Below are 16,493 nucleotides of genomic sequence, written 5' to 3' on the forward strand. Positions count from 1 at the left end.
ATTTTATGCGCTTTATGAAGCTATTACCTGCTGCTTTTGCTTTAGTATTAGCAGGATGTGCAACGCAAGCACCTGAAATTACAGAACCATTAAAACCTCAAGCTAAATTAGTTGAAGGCGTATCTTGTATTTTACCTGATGCACCAACAGCACCTTACGACTACATTGCTTCTAATGATCGCTATGGTCAAAACAGCACAGCATCAACAGATTACTTTAAGTTAGCGATTAACTACTCACCCGCTTTTTGTGATTATAAAAGTAATAACATTAAGCGTTTAAATAACGACAATGAAAAAGATCGTGCAAAACGTGAGTATGATAAATTTGAAATCCAATGCTTCTCAGATAATAAATTTGGTTGGATTGTTCATGGGCTGTGGGCTGAAACCTGTGATGGTAAATCATGGGAAGAGTGCCGTGATTGGAAAGACATACGCAAGCATCCTCGTTTATGTAAAGGCGATTTACCATCTTTAGAATACTCTGCTATCAAACCTTATCTGTGTGATTCTCCGGGTATCGACTTACTACAAGGTGAGTGGGAAAAACACGGTGTATGTGCGTTTGATACACCAGATGCATTCTTTGGTAAACAAAAAGAGTTGTATGAAGCGTTAGTATTACCAGAAGGCCGTCCTTCAAACAGTGCATTGATTAAGTTCTTAAAAGAACACAATCCATCATTGAAGGATAAGGAAATTCAAATTAATCGAGATGAATTCTATATCTGTTATAGCAAAGATTTCGAAGTCATTGATTGTCCGAAACGTGAATTTTGATCTTAGGGATAAATTTTAAATGAACCATAAATATAAACTCGTTGCACTGGCAGTAAGCTCAGTCTTATTAGCTGGTTGTGCAAAGAACTACGACGAAGCTAATGTTGTTGATGTGCGTGTTATCGCAATGAACGACTTCCACGGTGCACTAAAAGCGCCAGGTCCAAACAAACCTGGTGGCATTGAGCACATGGCAACATTAATCAAAGAAATGAAGAAAGATAACCCGAACAACATCGTTGTTGCAGCGGGTGATATGGTTGGTGCAAGCCCACTGTTATCTTCAATGTTCCATGATGAACCTTCTATTGAAGCGTTATCATTAGCTGGCTTAGAAGCAACGTCTGTGGGTAACCACGAATTTGATAAAGGCATGAGCGAGTTACTGCGTAAACAGAACGGTGGTTGCCACCCAGTAACAGGTTGCCAAGGTCCAACTGAATTTAAAGGCGCTGATTTCCAATACTTAGCCGCTAACGTTATTGTTAACGAAACAGGTAAAACATTACTGCCTGAATATGTTATCAAAGAATTTAATGGTATCCCTGTTGCATTTATCGGTGTCACACTGGAAGGTACTGCGGCAATCGTAACACCTAAAGGTACTGAAGGTTTAAGTTTCCATAACGAAGCGAAAACAATCAACGCATTAGTGCCTCAGTTAAAGGCGCAAGGTGTTCAAGCGATTGGTGTGTTAATTCACGAAGGTGCTGCACAACGTCGTGACGGTGGTCCTGTGAATATCAACGCATGTAATGGTATTACTGGTAAAGTATTAGGTGTTGTTGATCAATTAGATCCTGCGATTGACTTCGTTGTGACCGGTCATACTCACCAAGCTTATAACTGTACTATCAACGGTAAATCAGTGACATCTGCGCAATCAAATGGTGCAATGTTAACGCGTATCGATCTGAAACTAGACAAAACAACAAAAGACGTTGTTGATGTTGAAGCACGTAATATTTGGGTTGATAACCGCAAATATGAAAAAGATCCAGCCGTTACCAAACTGTTAGAAGCTTACGAAAAAATCGCAACCCCATTAGCTAACCGTATCATTGGTAAGTTAGAAGGTAATTTAACGAAGCAAACTAACGACGCGGGTGAGTCTGCACTGGGTCAAGTGATTGCTGATGCGCATTTATACACTGCAAAACCAAAAGATATGGGTGGCGCACAAATCGCATTTATGAACAGCGGTGGTATTCGTGCTGATATGACAGGTGGCGACGTTTCTTATAACGCAATCTACACAGTACAGCCATTCTCTAACGTACTGTTAACTCAAACATTAACAGGTGAGCAAATCAAACGCCTGTTAGAACAACAATGGGATCGTTCACGTCCACAAGTGTTAGCGATTTCAGGTAACTTCCAGTACACATGGGATAGCAAAGCATCTAATGGTAACCGTGTTATCGTTGAATCAATGAAAATTGATGGTAAACCAGTAGATATGAAAGCGAACTACCGTGTTGTTGCTAACGAATACTTAGCAACAGGTGGTAGTAACTTCTCTGTACTGAAAGAAGGTAAAGATCCAGTTTACAGCGTGCCAGATGTTGATGCAGTCGTGAAATACTTTGCTGAGCAGTCTCCAATTGCTCAACCAAAAGCGAATAACATCACACGTAAATAACGTATTTTCATACGCCTTGTGAAAATCGCACCTCTTACGGGAGGTGCGTAAATAAATAAAGAGAGCAAAGTGTTGAACACAAAGGGTCCATCCCTACCTTTGTATTCATTACGCACTTTGCTCTTTTTTATGTTTTTTATTGGAGAATAAGTATTTTTTTAGTGAGCATGAAGGCATAAGCAACAAAGTTGGAATCTTTACAACATATCATCTGTGGTGTATTGTTGCGTTTAGCGACAAAAGATTTCATTTTTTGTCGTGAGTTATTAACATAAAAATTTATAGCGTTTTAATTCTATAAAGTTGTAACACCCGATAGGTATTAGGAGTGTAAATCATGGCTATTTCCGTAAGATTAGATGAAGACTTTGTGTCTGATGCTAAAATTCATGCGGAAGCGAAAAGCAGAAGTGTTCCTAAACAAATTGAACACTGGGCTAAAATAGGGCGTATAGCTGAAGATAACCCTGATCTGCCATATAGCTTTATCGAAGAATTGTTACTGGCACAGGCGGAAGTCGAAAACAAAAAGGTTTCTCGATATGTCCGAACCACAAAAAGAGATTGATGTTTATCAGTCAGCTCGATTTGAAAAGGCAATGAAAAAGTTGCCTGAATCAGATGTGAAAATTATTGAAGATGAAATTGATCAAATAATTGATAATCCATTGATTGGTGAACAGAAAAAAGGTGATCTTACTCATCTTAGAGTACATAAATTTAGGCTTAATGAGCTGACTGTACTACTCGGCTATTCATGGGTCGCCAACAAAGTTGAACTGTATTTATTGCATATAGGTTCTCATGAGAATTTCTATAATGCTCAGAAGAAACAGCGAAAGACTGATCTAAAACTGATTACAACATAAAAGAAAGGTGGCCTAATGCCACCTTTCTTTTATGTTGGATATGGGCAAAAAAAAGCCCACAGTGGATGTGGGCAAGGAATGAAAGTAAAAAAAAGAGGGTATTACTTATTGCTAGGGTCTTTTGTCAGATGTCTGTTCTAACACTTATTTGAAGATTTTAAAGCGTGCATCATCTTCCATATAATTCTTTTCACCAGCCTCTTGTTCAATTGAACCAAAGACCATTTGAGCTCTTAGTTTCCATGTTTTTGGCAGATCCCAAGTTGCATGAACTTCGTCATCAATAATTGGGTTGTAGTGTTGTAATGAAGCACCTACGTTCTCTGCTGCTAATGCAGTCCAAACAGAGAGTTGCGCCATACCACTTGCTTGTTCTGACCATACAGGGAAGTTATCCGCATACAGTGGGAATTGTTCTTGAAGACCTTTTACGATATCAGTGTCTTCAAAATAAAGAATTGAACCTGCGCCTGCTGCAAAGCTATTAATTTTCGCTTCAGTTGCACTAAATGCTTCTGCTGGCACTAATTTTTTCAGGGTATTTTTAACGATATCCCACAGTTTTTGATGTTGTTCACCAAACAGAACAACAACACGAGATGTTTGTGAGTTAAATGCAGTTGGGCTCTCTTTAACCGCTTCTTTGATAACTTCAGTGACTCTGTCTTCGCTAATTGGAAGTTGATTACCTAAATGATAAATTGTTCTACGTTTTTTCATTAAATCAGTAAATGCGTTAGACATGATTGTCTCCTTGATAAATTTAAGCGCTTAAAGCGTGTCTTAGCTTGAGCTAATCTATGGACATACTATAGGGCTTAGTAGTGATTTATTGATATATAAAAAATTTAATCAGCTACGTCAAAATATTCGACCTAGTTTTTAACTACTTGATTTAAAATCTGTTTATCTACATATCTAAACTCAGGAGCAAGCTGGCTAATGCCAACACCTCCGGCTTTCTTCACTTTAATTTGCACTGGAATGCGCTCTTTCATGGCTTCTACGTGACTAATTACACCAATAATTTTTCCAGATGCGTTGAGGCTATCGAGAGCGTCTAATGCAATATCTAAGGTATCAGGATCTAATGTGCCAAAGCCTTCATCTAGAAATAGTGATTCGATTTGAGTTTTGTTACTGACCAAATCTGAAAGCGCTAAGGCGAGCGATAAGCTGACTAAAAAACTTTCGCCACCAGAGAGCGTGCGAGTATCCCGTAGCGCATCAGCTTGCCATGTATCGGCAATTTGTAATTCAAGGCTTGCTGGTGTTTTACGTTGCAAGAAATAACGACCATGAAGCTTTTCTAAACGACGATTAGCCAAATAAATTAGATGATCAAGCGTTAAGCCTTGAGCAAATCGGCTGAACTTATCTCCTGATGCAGATCCCACCAATTCGTTTAAGTAACTCCAATCATCAAAGTGAGATTGCTGTTTCGTTATTTTGTCGAGTAAGGCTTGTTGTTCTTTGCGTTTTTCTTCATCAGTACGCAGTTGCTCTTGAATGCGGAATTTGGTTTCTTGTATATGAGCCAGCTGTGTTTCTAGTGCTAATAAATGTGTAGTGATTTGTTCAATATTTTGCTCAGTCGATAACAACGGTTGTTGTAACAAGTGCTGCTGATATGCCTTTTCTTGAGTGTCTAAGCGAGTTTTTTCTTGCAATAATCTATCAAGTCGTTGTTTTTGCTGTTCTTGTAAACAGTTTCTTTCTTCGACTGATAACAGAGAGGCTAAAAATGCATTTTCATCAGCAAACGGACTGTTTTTTAACGCATGTTGATATTGTTCAATAATGTCTTGTGAACGCGTTTGTAACCGTTGTAGTGATTTTTCATTTTCCTGATATTGACCAATAAGCTGATTTAAACGGATTTCGAGTCGGTTTTTTTCTTCGCTATATTGCTCAATTTGTTTTTGTAACAATTGACTCTGTTTATCTAATTCATTACGCGCATCTTCGGTGGTTTGTGTCCCGAATAACGCTTGGCGTTGTGCTTTTAGCTGTTCTTGTTGCTGATGTAGTTGTTGTAAATGGATTAAAACAGCATCAAGTTCTTTTTGAATTTCAGATAAATAGCGTTTTCTTTCTTGCAGTGTTGATAACAATTCGCGGATTGTTTGTTGTAATTCGTGATGTGTTTTTAAGGTTGATTGATATTGTTGGCTCTCTTTTTTACGCGCAATAAGCCATTGAATTTTATCTTCACATTCCTGTAATTCATAACCTTGCTGTTTGACAAGAGATTGAAGATCCTGAGTTAACTGGGTTTGTTGTTGAAGATATTGCGTTGTTTGTTGTTGTTTATTGATTGCTTCTTTTTGTTGTTGCGCAAATTCATTTTGCTGATGAAGGATCGCTTGCTGTTGTTGATTAAATTGCTCTTTGGTATCAGATAGCAGTTTGTATTCTTGCTGAATTTTGGTTTCTAACGCTTTATAGCTGGATTGCTTTTGTGTGAGTAAATTATCTTTTTTCTCAAGCTCTGCATCCAATTTAGCCAAAGCATCTTCTTCGCAATCAACATCAGGTATTGTGTGCGTTTGTGCTAAGGTTCGCCATTGTTGTTTTAATGTCGCTATATCTTGGGTGAGTTGCTCAAGATCTTCATTAAGCTTTTCGTTTTGAGTTTGATAGCCAGCACACTGTGTTTTTTGTTCCACTAACTCTATAGTTAATGCATGTACTTGCTGTGTTAAGGTATCTAACCGTGATTTCGTTTCATCAGTTTGAATTTCTTTATATTTTTCAACATAAGGATGCTCGGTTGAACCACAAACAGGACATGGGGTATCTTTAACTAAACGTTGTCTCTCTTCTTCATATTCTGCTAACTTTCGTATTAGCAGATAATTATCGTTTAAGTCTTTAAGATGTTGTTCTTTCTCTTTTAAAACAATGTCATTTTTATGGATGCTTTCAGTCAGCATTGCTATTTTTTGCTGATTTTCTGAATAGCTTTTTTGGTATTGATATTCAGTTTTGATATTGCGTTGTAATTGGGTTTGTAATCCCATTAGTTTAGCGAGTGCATTTCGTTGTTGTGAAATTTGTTGCAAACGATGAGGGATATCCGCAATAGCATCAGCTTTATTTTGTTGCTCAAGTTGTGTTTGTAATTCGCTTAATTGTTGTTGCTGTAAGTTAAGATTGTACTGTTGCACTTCTAGCGCTTTGGTCGCTTTTTCTAATTCGAGTTTAAGTAAGCATTCTTTTTCTTGTTCTGCTTTTTCACTTTTCTGGCTAATTAGATATTTCTCTGTAATTTCATCATATTGCTCAAAATAACGTTGCCATAACGGTAAATTTTCAGCCAGTTGAGCATGAGCTATATGCTGATTTAAATATTCGTCTAATTCATTAAATTGTTTTTGTGAGCCAGCTAATTTGGCTTCAGTTAACTGTATTTTTTCCAGATATTCTGATTGCGTTTTTTCTAGCGTATTTTTTTGCTGTGTTTTTACTGAAATATCTTGTTGTAGCAAGATTAACCGATTATCTAATGGTGCTACTTTTTCACGTATAAGCTGCAATATTTGCTGTTTTTTTTCATCGTGTTGTTTAAATGTGTTACGAGCCTCGATTAAATGCTGATTAATAGGTTGGCTCTGTTGTTCAATGAGCTGTTTTTCTGCTGTTAGTGTTGAGAGTTGTGACTCAATATAGGTTTGTTCTTTTAATAGACGATCCTTTTCATCATAAATTGGGCGGATTTTTTCTGCTGGTTCGCTATTTTCAAGACGTTGAATATCGGGTTTGGCGGCGATTAAGGCTTCTTGTGCTAAGTTAACTTCGGTTTGTGCTAATACTTTGTTTTTATTAAGTTCAGTTTCTTTTTCTTGCCACTGTTTTGCTGCTTGATATTCCAGCTGTTCTTTTTGTAATCGGCTCTCTTTGACAAAAAGATCGGTTTGTTCAGTTAATAACGCTTGGCGAGCATTTTCATCTAATAACGCCATCATTTCGGCTTGCTGTTTTAGTGTTTTTAATGCTTGTTCTTCTTCACGCCAATGTTTAAAGATAGATTGGGAGATATGGCGATAAATATCTGTGCCAGTGAGTTCTTCGAGTAATTCAGCACGAGATTTATCATCTGCATTTAAAAAAGCCGCAAATTGTCCTTGAGAAAGCAACATAGATTTAGTGAAACGATCAAAATCAAGGCCCGTAATATTAATGATCATCTCTTTCACTTGGCTTATTTTGCTTGCTAATATTTTGTCTTCGCCTCCTGTTGTATTTATTTTAACAAGTTCAGCCTGTGGCGCTTGAAGATTGCCATCTTCTTTATAATTAGCTCGGCGTTGTTCCCAAAATGCTCGATAAGCCACACCTTTGACTTCAAATTCGACTTCGGTCAAACACTCTGCGGTATGACGAGTCATTAATTCATTTTGAGATTGTGTGACTTTATCTAATCGTGGTGTTCTATGATAAAGCGCCAAACTAATCGCATCTAACAGAGTGGTTTTTCCTGCCCCCGTGGGGCCTGTAATGGCAAATAATCCATTGCTGATAAAAGGCTCTTGGTTAAAGTTAATCTTCCACTCGCCTTTTAAGGAGTTAATATTTTTAAATCGCAGACTTAAGATTTTCATTATGCTTCGTTATCCTCTTTCTCTGCCATTTCAACTGCTTGTTTAAATAATGTTGTTAAACGAGTTTTAGTTTCTTCTGAATCAAACTCATGCTGTTCTAAACGTCTTTCAAAAACATCATAAACGGTTAATTCGGTCAGTGTTTCGTTCTCATTTTGAGTGAACGCTTGGCGTTGTTTTCTCGCTCTTCTTAATAAGATCACATCAAAAAGCGGATCGTTAGTTAGCTCTTGAATACGGGTTTGTATATCACTGAGATAATCTTGTGTTGAAACTTCGATATCCAACCAAATAGTGGTATCTATTTCACCGTATTGTTTTTTTAAATCCTCAAGTTGTATCGCTATTTCTTTTAATGAACCACTGATAGTGCGTAGTAACTGAAATTCAGGAATAGGTAATAGTGTGAGGTTAGTTAATTTTTCTTGCTCAAAATCGATAAGGCAGATACTTTTCTGTTGTCCACATTCATCAAAACTTAACGGAATAGGAGAGCCGCTATAACGAATATGACCTGATTTATTCACCACTTGAGGGCGATGAATATGACCAAGGGCAATATAGTCAAATTCAGGAAATAGGGTTGCTGAAAAGGCTTCTAAGGTGCCGATATAAATTTCACGGACGGAATCTGTCACACTCGCTCCAATCGTGGTGAGATGACCCGTTGCAATAATGGGAATATCGACATTTAATTGCTGACGTAATTCGAGAGCTGCTTGATATTGAGCTTGATAATATTCAGCAATCGCTTCTTTTAAGGCTGTTTGTTTTTCAGCACCTGATTGCCCACTTTTACTGCTGATCATGTCTCTAGGGCGTAGATAAGGGATTGCACAAAGTAATGCTCCTGGAGTGTTATCTTTTTTAGGAAGAATTAACGGAGCTTGTGGTGTTTCAGCATGAACATTGGCAATAACGGTCGTATTTAAACATGCCAACAGTGATTTTGATTCATTTAGTGTTGCCACCGAATCGTGATTACCACCTAGAATAACGAGCTGACATTGTGTATCTCTAATAGCAACAACAAAACGGTTATAAAGCTCTCGGGCGTAGCTTGGAGGGGAGCCAGTATCAAAAATATCACCCGCAACAATCAGAGCATCAACTTGGTAATGTTTAATTTGTGCTAATAACCAATCAAGAAACTGTTGGTGTTCTTTAGCTCGAGTCTTAGTAAAAAAATATTGCCCTAAATGCCAGTCTGATGTGTGAATAATCCGCATTGCTATCCCTCTTTTTTATCTGGTGAAGAGTATAGCGCACCTTGCTTTTTTAGTGAAAACTCAACAATAACTCCCTTTTTTGAGTGATATTTCACCAAAAAATGATTTATTTACCTTAACAACAGGGATCTATTTCAGTAATGTTAAGGCTAGTCATAAATCTGTCATAAAAGTGCATCATAATCATTTTGACCCTCTATATACATTACACAGGATAGAGTATGGCAAGGCGTATTCTTGTTGTTGAAGATGAAACCGCAATTCGAGAGATGATCTGTTTTGTTTTGGAACAAAATGGTTTTCAACCTATTGAAGCAGAAGACTATGATTCTGCATTGAGTTTTCTTATCGATCCTTACCCTGATCTGGTTTTATTAGATTGGATGATCCCTGGTGGATCAGGCTTGCAGGTAATAAAACAGATGAAGCGGGAAAGTAATACCCGTGATATTCCCATTATTATGCTAACGGCAAAAGGGGAAGAAGAAGATAAAGTCCAAGGCCTAGAGACGGGTGCTGATGATTATGTTATCAAACCGTTTTCACCTAAAGAGCTTGTTGCCCGAGTGAAGGCGATTTTACGGCGTTTATCACCGATGTCAGCGGAAGATGTTATTGAATTCAATGGACTCGGTCTTGATCCTGTTTCTCACCGCGTCACAAGTCAAGATAAGCCGATTGATATGGGCCCTACCGAATTTAAACTCCTACACTTTTTTATGACACATCCTGAACGCGTATATAGCAGAGAACAACTGCTAAACTACGTTTGGGGAACCAATGTTTATGTCGAAGACCGTACTGTTGATGTGCATATTCGTCGTTTACGTAAGGCTATTGAAGAAGATGGCCATGACAGAATGATACAGACAGTACGTGGAACGGGATATCGTTTTTCTGCCCGTTTCTAAGTCAATATGGGAGTAATCGTCAGGTGTTAGAACGACTATCGTGGAAAGCCCTCGTTTGGGGGCTATGTCTATTTTGCTTGCCTGCCTTTATATTATCGCTTTTTATTGGGCATCTTCCTTGGTTGCTGGTGGCATCGCTTCTCAGTGCCCTTGTGTGGCATGCCTATAATTTGCTGAAATTATCTAAATGGTTATGGTTAGATCGCTCTGTATTACCTCCGGAAGGGAGAGGGGGATGGGAGCCTATTTTTTATGGTATTCGACAGACCCAACAACGTAATCGTAAACGACGCAGAGAATTAGGCGACTTAATTAAACGTTTTAGAAGCGGGGCTGAAAGTTTACCCGATGCTGTTGTGATGATGACAAATGAAGGGAATATTTTTTGGTGTAATAGTCTAGCTCAACATCTATTAGGCTTTCGCTGGCCTGATGATAATGGGCAAAATATTTTTAACTTATTACGTTATCCTGATTTTTTGCACTATTTTACCGCAGGTGATTTTAGTCGCCCCTTAACTATTTCACTAAATAATGGCTCTATTGTTGAGTTTCGTGTGATGCCATATAGCGAAGATCAGCGCTTAATGGTGGCGCGCGATGTAACAGAAAAAAATAAACTAGAAAACTCACGACGTGATTTTTTTGCTAATGTCAGTCATGAGCTAAGAACACCACTAACCGTTATTCAAGGTTATCTTGAGATGATGGAAGAAAATAGTGTAGCAAAACCCGCAGAGCATAAGGCGATAGTTACGATGCAAGAGCAGGCTAAACGTATGGATACGCTTGTTCAGCAACTCTTACAGCTTTCTCGTATCGAATCTGCTCCTCATATTGATTTAAACAAAATTGTTGATATTCCTGCCATTTTGGCTTTATTACAACAAGAAGCGAACTCACTAAGCCAAGGTCAACATCAGATTGTTTTTGATGTTGATGAAGAGTGGGCTGTTCGTGGTAATGAAGAGCAACTGCGTAGTGCTGTTTCTAATTTAGTGTATAACGCCATTAATCACACTGAAGAGGGTACAACAATCAAAGTGAGTTGGAAGAAAATACCCCAAGGTATGTTATTTAGTGTTTCAGATAATGGGGCGGGGATCAGCGCTGAACACTTAACACGTTTAACAGAGCGTTTTTATCGCGTAGATAAAGCTCGCTCTCGTCATTCTGGCGGTACTGGTTTAGGTTTGGCGATTGTGAAAAAATCGTTGCTTCATCATCACTCTCAATTGAATATTGAAAGTAAAGTAGGTGTTGGGAGTACATTCTCTTTTATCCTTCCTCAAACATTGCTTACTGCTAAAAAAACACACTAGCAGAATGTCTTTTTTAAAGCCTTTATCACTTCTATTCAATCAGTGATAAAGGCTTTTTTGTCCTTTTTTAATCTTTTTAATATCAATAAAAACTAATATCGTAGCGTTAAATTTTAATATTATTAATTAATGGTAACTTTAAATGACGCTAATATTCAATATTATTGGTGATAAAATGCACAAATCATATCATGTATATTCGATGATATATGACAGTTATAACTAGACCTGAAAAATAGTTTAGATGATTCTTCTGGTTTTTAGATTGGCTATTGCCTTTTTTCATTATAAAAGTTTTACTTGTGACCAGTTATCGGCAATTTTTTCTATTTAGCACTTAATTGCTCTACATGAAATGATTATATATGGATATTATCCTGAATAATGATGGTATGAGCCTAAATAGATATTGTTGATTTTATGTTGCGCTATATTGGCGCAATTTAACCATTATTGTAACTATATATTAACAAAACTTATGGCACATAGATTAACTTCCAGAGATATTCTGGCATTAGGGTTTATGACATTCGCCCTATTTGTTGGCGCTGGCAACATTATTTTTCCTCCAATGGTGGGGTTACAATCAGGCGAATTTGTTTGGACAGCAGCAATTGGCTTTTTGATCACAGGGGTAGGTTTACCTGTTTTAACAGTAGTCGCATTAGCAAAAGTCGGTGGTGGTATAGAGGCATTAAGCACACCGATTGGTAAATCAATGGGATTATTATTAGCTATTGTTGCCTATCTTGCTGTTGGACCTCTTTTCGCAACTCCTCGTACTGCAACGGTCTCTTTTAAAGTGGGTATTGCCCCTTTGGTGGGTGATACAGAAATGTCATTGCTGATTTATAGCATTGCCTATTTCTTAATTGTGATTGGTATTTCACTTTATCCCGGTAAATTATTAGATAGTGTTGGTCATATTCTTGCGCCTATTAAAATTCTGGCATTAGCAGTATTAGGTGTGGCTGCGGTGTTTTGGCCTGCTGGTGGCGCGATCCCTGCCACAGATGCTTATCGTGAAATGGCTTTCACTCAAGGTTTTATCAATGGTTATCTCACCATGGATACCTTGGGGGCGATGGTTTTTGGTATCGTGATTGTTAATGCTGCCCGCTCTCGTGGAATAGATAACTCTTCATTATTAACACGTTACACTATGTGGGCGGGTATTATTGCGGGCGTATTATTAACAGCTATTTACTTAAGCTTGTTTAAATTAGGTTCTAGCAGTGGGAGCATTATTCCAGGGGCGCAAGATGGTGCTGATATTTTACACGCCTATGTTCAGTACACTTTTGGTGACTTCGGTAGCTTCTTCCTTGCTCTACTGATTTTCTTAGCCTGTATGGTGACGGCAGTTGGTTTAACTTGTGCATGTGCTGAATTTTTTAGCCGTTATTTGCCCATCTCTTACCGTACATTAGTGTTGATTTTAGCGATATTCTCAGCGGTTGTTTCAAACTTAGGATTAAGCAAACTTATTGAGTTTTCGATTCCTGTGCTGATTATGATTTATCCACCTTGTATTGTGATTATTTTGATGAGTTTCACTTTACGTCTGTGGAATAATCCAAGCCGTATTATCGCGCCAGCGATGGCTGTTAGCTTATTTTTCGGTATTTTTGATGCAATAAAAGCCTCTGATTATCTGAAACATTTATTACCAGACTGGGCAACTAAATTGCCATTAAGTGAACAGGGATTAGCATGGCTCATTCCCGTAGTGGTGACGATTGTTGTGTGCGGTATTTACGATAAAGTTGCAGGCTCTCAGAGTAAAAAAGCACTCCAGACGAAAGTGACTAAATAAGCGATAAAGCACATTGATTTAAACGTGAAAAGGGAAACGAAAGTTTCCCTTTTTGTTGGAATAACTCATTAATTTTGATCTGTAGAATACTGTTTTTCTGCCACGGGCTGTTGGTTTTCATCTAAGTAATAATGAACTCCAGCAACAATATCATCTTCACCTTCATAGAAGATTTTAAAGCGAGTACGATTGCCATCATGATAAGCAATAACTGCACTGCCGCCTTTTCCTAAGCAGAATTGATGGAGGCTACCTGTTGAGATACAAATACTGTCGTCGCCAGATACCGTGACTTTACAATTATCACCAGTATTAATCGCGACAGAGTTTTGTCCGATTACGTTGATTTGTGCTAAATCACCTGTGTTAGTGACTTTTGCTCGATCTTGCGAGGCAGTAATAAAATTACGCATGCCGCTGTTTGCGATATGAACACCATTACCAGAGGCATAAATTTTGACATCATTGCCACTATTACAAATGCGAGAGCGTCCACCTAAGCTGCCAATACGACATTGATTACCCGTATTACATACTTTTCCTGCAAAACCCGTATTCATCAATTGATTACTATAACCTGTGTTGGCAATGCTGTTTTCATCGCCAGAAAAAGCCACAATGTTATTACTCCCACACAAAGCAAGATCGGTACTTAATTGCTGACTTTTTAAGATCAATTGATGCCATTCGGTAGAAAATTGAATATTTTCAGATGTTGGCAAAGTATTGTGATATGGCAGGCGTTGTAATGACACGCCTTGCTGTTGTTCATCGCCGAGCAGGAACAAGATGTTTTCCATGACTTCTTGTTCCTGTTTGGCAAAGGATGTTTCACTAAAATGACGTAAATAAATATATTGAATAAAGCTCTCTATCCACTGTGTACGGCGCTGTTTTATTAACTCACTATGGATAGCACTGTAAGTGCCTCCATCAGGAAAATAACGCAAAAACCAACGATAAAGCGAAGTTGAAACATGCAGTTGTCGTAAGTCTTCTTTTGTTAATGTGATATTTTCCTTTGAAGGGACTGACATATAAGCTCCTTAATCCATGTATCAATTAGTGTCTATGGTAACCGTCAACCATACTGCGAAATGTTTGGAATGGGGTTCTGCCTGTCGTACACAGATACAGGTGACCAAGAATAAAAAAGACACTACATACGGCTAATACTTGGTGTGCGATCAATAGCCATGCTTTAAACATTACAGCATCAGCAGGAATAAATGCTGGGTTTTGCAGTAAAACACCCGTTATTAAAAGCAATGGAACTAATGCATACATCACACCTAAATAAGCCATTTGTTGCAGTGGATTAAATTTAACATTCGGTGTTGCTGGGAAGGGGTGATCTTCGCCTTTGATAATGCCGTAGAGGTAAAAACGAACTTGCATTAAGGTGCGTTGTAACCAATTTTTGCCATCAATGCGGTAAAACTTGCCATTACCACCAACAAGGTTAATCAGTACGAAGGATAACCAGCAAACTAATAGCAGATAACCACAGATTTCATGCACGCTAACTAATAATGCTGTATCGTGTGCAGAAAGTAGGGCGAAATGGTTAATGCCACCACTGAGAAGCAACAGAATAAATAAAGAGGCATTACTCCAGTGCCACAAACGCACTGCTTTAGAGTAAAGATAGAGCTTCTCTTCTTTATGAGACTCACCGTGTGGTGTGGCAAAGCGATAACGCAAGAAGCCATGCAGTGCGAGAACAAGCAACATCCCCACTAAGAGCACACCTGCAACAATTAACCAAAGTGGTAAATAGTCAGGCGTATAGATTAAGACATACTCTTTTAGTGAGGCTTGAAATTGCTCGGCATTTGGCATGATATTAACTGCACTCATACTTTACCCTCCTCTTGAGAATGAGGCCCTACACGACGATAGAGATGTGGTTTTCCTACGCCATCGAGTTGATAGATATAGTAATCATGTGTTTTGAGCCATTCTTGAATTTGAGGGCTGTCTTCTCTACCAAATAACAAGGCATTTTGTGGACAAGCGCTCACACAAATCGGTGGGAAACCTTTTTGTAATCGAGACTCAAGACAAAAATCACATTTATCAGCAACATGTGTCACAGGGTTAAGATAACGGACTTGGTATGGGCATGCCGATATACAATAGCTACAACCAATACATTTCTCTTTATTAACACGAACAATGCCATTGGTTTCATCACGCCAAGAAGCACCCGTAGGACAAACTGGGATACAAGGGGCGTCTTCACATTGCTGGCAAGAGTGTCTAAAGAAATGGTATTTATCGTTATCTTCTTTGAGGCTTAATGGAATATGAGCAATATCCATTCGAGCCATTCCATTGGGTACTTTATTTAATCGACGACATGCAGTGGCACAGATATTACAGCCATTACAGAGCGTCTCATCGTGGATCATGGCATAGCGGATAGGTTTTTTTTCTGCAGTTGCTGCAAGCGCACTTCCTAGTGGCGCACTGAAAAAAATGACCGATCCCATACCTGCTACAAATTTACGGCGAGAAACACGCATTATTTTTGCTCCTCAGTCTGATGATGTTGTAATACCCACATCGAATTTCGTTGATAAGGTGGAACGTTAAGGATTTTCATGTTGTTCTACCTCAATCCATTCAGTTAAGCCTCGTGCTTTGCCGTAACTCATTAACGTATTGCTAAAGAGATAAGGGGCATCGTTGGACGCTAAAACTTGCTGAATATCCTGAAAATCAGGGTGAGTTTTCATCAGTGTCAGTGCATCTTCAATCTCTGAAGCCGTGTACTGAAAAGGTTCAGACATCAACATGCTTTGTTTCAATGGTCGAGGATAGGTTTCACATTCAAAACGAACCACACCTGCAATTGCTGTACAAATATCCGCATAGCGGTTTAGTAATTGCAGTTGTGCGAAGTTATCTGACATAAATTCATCTGAGTAGAAATAATCCTCGCCATTGAGACTTAAATGGGCGATATCAATAAACTCGTCGCTCTTTAACGCGGTTTCTAACTGCGCAATATCTTCTTCTGTCAGAGAATAGGGCGCATCATACAGCGTTGAAATTGCTAATAGTTCACCTTCTTTTGAACATTGACGTATCGCATTCGCTAGATGTTGTTCGGCAGATAATTCTGCTATCTCTGCAACGGGCTCTTCTACGATATCCGTTGAGGTGTTAGCACTACGTCCAACACCGGTTTCTGATAGTGGCAGTAACCAACGGCGACGAGAAATATCAGGCTGCTCTAAAGCAATATCTGCATCATCAGCGATATCTTGTGGTATAGAAGCCGATGCACTTTGTTCTATCATCATGATCTCC

The 16,493-nt window shown here is 38.5% G+C and carries 14 protein-coding genes; 7 read left to right on the forward strand and 7 right to left on the reverse strand.

The window, feature by feature from the left end:
- Window positions 1–5: 5 nt before the first annotated feature.
- The 4 genes from F1325_RS03180 to F1325_RS03195 all read left to right on the forward strand — a co-directional run bounded on the left by F1325_RS03180 (window position 6) and on the right by F1325_RS03195 (window position 3,293).
- Window positions 6–782 carry a ribonuclease T2 family protein gene (locus F1325_RS03180; RefSeq protein ID WP_160229981.1) on the forward strand — a complete coding sequence of 259 codons (777 nt, stop codon included), beginning with the start codon at window positions 6–8 and terminating at the stop codon, window positions 780–782.
- Between the two features lie 19 nt (window positions 783–801).
- Window positions 802–2,424, forward strand: coding sequence for a bifunctional metallophosphatase/5'-nucleotidase (locus F1325_RS03185; protein WP_109371784.1), 1,623 nt, complete (start codon window positions 802–804; stop codon window positions 2,422–2,424).
- Window positions 2,425–2,761: 337 nt separating this feature from the next.
- Window positions 2,762–2,992: a ParD-like family protein gene (locus F1325_RS03190; RefSeq protein ID WP_004245167.1), complete on the forward strand. Its 231-nt coding sequence runs from the start codon at window positions 2,762–2,764 to the stop codon at window positions 2,990–2,992.
- Window positions 2,967–3,293 (forward strand): type II toxin-antitoxin system RelE/ParE family toxin, encoded by a 327-nt coding sequence (locus F1325_RS03195; RefSeq protein WP_109371782.1) that lies wholly within the window; start codon window positions 2,967–2,969, stop codon window positions 3,291–3,293. The genes F1325_RS03190 and F1325_RS03195 overlap by 26 nt, the downstream gene beginning before the upstream one ends.
- 144 nt (window positions 3,294–3,437) lie before the next feature.
- Here F1325_RS03195 and F1325_RS03200 read toward each other — a convergent pair whose 3' ends face one another.
- The 3 genes from F1325_RS03200 to sbcD form a co-directional block, all read right to left on the reverse strand.
- On the reverse strand, window positions 3,438–4,037 hold the full coding sequence (locus F1325_RS03200; RefSeq protein WP_109371780.1) for a nitroreductase family protein: 600 nt from the start codon (window positions 4,035–4,037) through the stop codon (window positions 3,438–3,440).
- A 131-nt stretch (window positions 4,038–4,168) separates the two neighbouring features.
- The gene (locus tag F1325_RS03205; RefSeq protein WP_160229982.1) at window positions 4,169–7,897 is read right to left on the reverse strand and encodes an SbcC/MukB-like Walker B domain-containing protein; all 3,729 of its coding nucleotides are present in this window, start codon (window positions 7,895–7,897) and stop codon (window positions 4,169–4,171) included.
- Window positions 7,897–9,126, reverse strand: a complete 1,230-nt coding sequence (gene sbcD / locus F1325_RS03210; protein ID WP_109371776.1) for an exonuclease subunit SbcD — start codon at window positions 9,124–9,126, stop codon at window positions 7,897–7,899. The genes F1325_RS03205 and sbcD overlap by 1 nt, the downstream gene beginning before the upstream one ends.
- A 221-nt stretch (window positions 9,127–9,347) precedes the next feature.
- On the opposite strand from sbcD, the gene phoB reads away from it, so the two are divergent.
- The 3 genes from phoB to brnQ all read left to right on the forward strand — a co-directional run bounded on the left by phoB (window position 9,348) and on the right by brnQ (window position 13,175).
- Window positions 9,348–10,037, forward strand: a complete 690-nt coding sequence (phoB, locus tag F1325_RS03215; protein ID WP_075673984.1) for a phosphate regulon transcriptional regulator PhoB — start codon at window positions 9,348–9,350, stop codon at window positions 10,035–10,037.
- A 23-nt stretch (window positions 10,038–10,060) separates the two neighbouring features.
- Window positions 10,061–11,359, forward strand: coding sequence for a phosphate regulon sensor histidine kinase PhoR (phoR, locus tag F1325_RS03220; protein ID WP_109371774.1), 1,299 nt, complete (start codon window positions 10,061–10,063; stop codon window positions 11,357–11,359).
- Window positions 11,360–11,837: 478 nt separating this feature from the next.
- The gene (gene brnQ, locus F1325_RS03225) at window positions 11,838–13,175 is read left to right on the forward strand and encodes a branched-chain amino acid transport system II carrier protein (protein WP_160229983.1); all 1,338 of its coding nucleotides are present in this window, start codon (window positions 11,838–11,840) and stop codon (window positions 13,173–13,175) included.
- A gap of 68 nt (window positions 13,176–13,243) precedes the next feature.
- Here brnQ and ydhT read toward each other — a convergent pair whose 3' ends face one another.
- The 4 genes from ydhT to F1325_RS03245 all read right to left on the reverse strand — a co-directional run bounded on the left by ydhT (window position 13,244) and on the right by F1325_RS03245 (window position 16,486).
- Window positions 13,244–14,212 carry a protein YdhT gene (gene ydhT, locus F1325_RS03230; protein ID WP_160229984.1) on the reverse strand — a complete coding sequence of 323 codons (969 nt, stop codon included), beginning with the start codon at window positions 14,210–14,212 and terminating at the stop codon, window positions 13,244–13,246.
- 25 nt (window positions 14,213–14,237) lie between these two features.
- Window positions 14,238–15,035, reverse strand: a complete 798-nt coding sequence (gene phsC, locus F1325_RS03235; protein WP_109371768.1) for a thiosulfate reductase cytochrome B subunit — start codon at window positions 15,033–15,035, stop codon at window positions 14,238–14,240.
- On the reverse strand, window positions 15,032–15,703 hold the full coding sequence (locus tag F1325_RS03240; RefSeq protein WP_109371766.1) for a 4Fe-4S dicluster domain-containing protein: 672 nt from the start codon (window positions 15,701–15,703) through the stop codon (window positions 15,032–15,034). The genes phsC and F1325_RS03240 overlap by 4 nt, the downstream gene beginning before the upstream one ends.
- 66 nt (window positions 15,704–15,769) lie before the next feature.
- Window positions 15,770–16,486: a YdhW family putative oxidoreductase system protein gene (locus F1325_RS03245; protein WP_109371764.1), complete on the reverse strand. Its 717-nt coding sequence runs from the start codon at window positions 16,484–16,486 to the stop codon at window positions 15,770–15,772.
- Window positions 16,487–16,493 lie beyond the last annotated feature (7 nt).

The sequence above is a fragment of the Proteus columbae genome (assembly GCF_009914335.1).
Lineage (GTDB): Bacteria > Pseudomonadota > Gammaproteobacteria > Enterobacterales > Enterobacteriaceae > Proteus.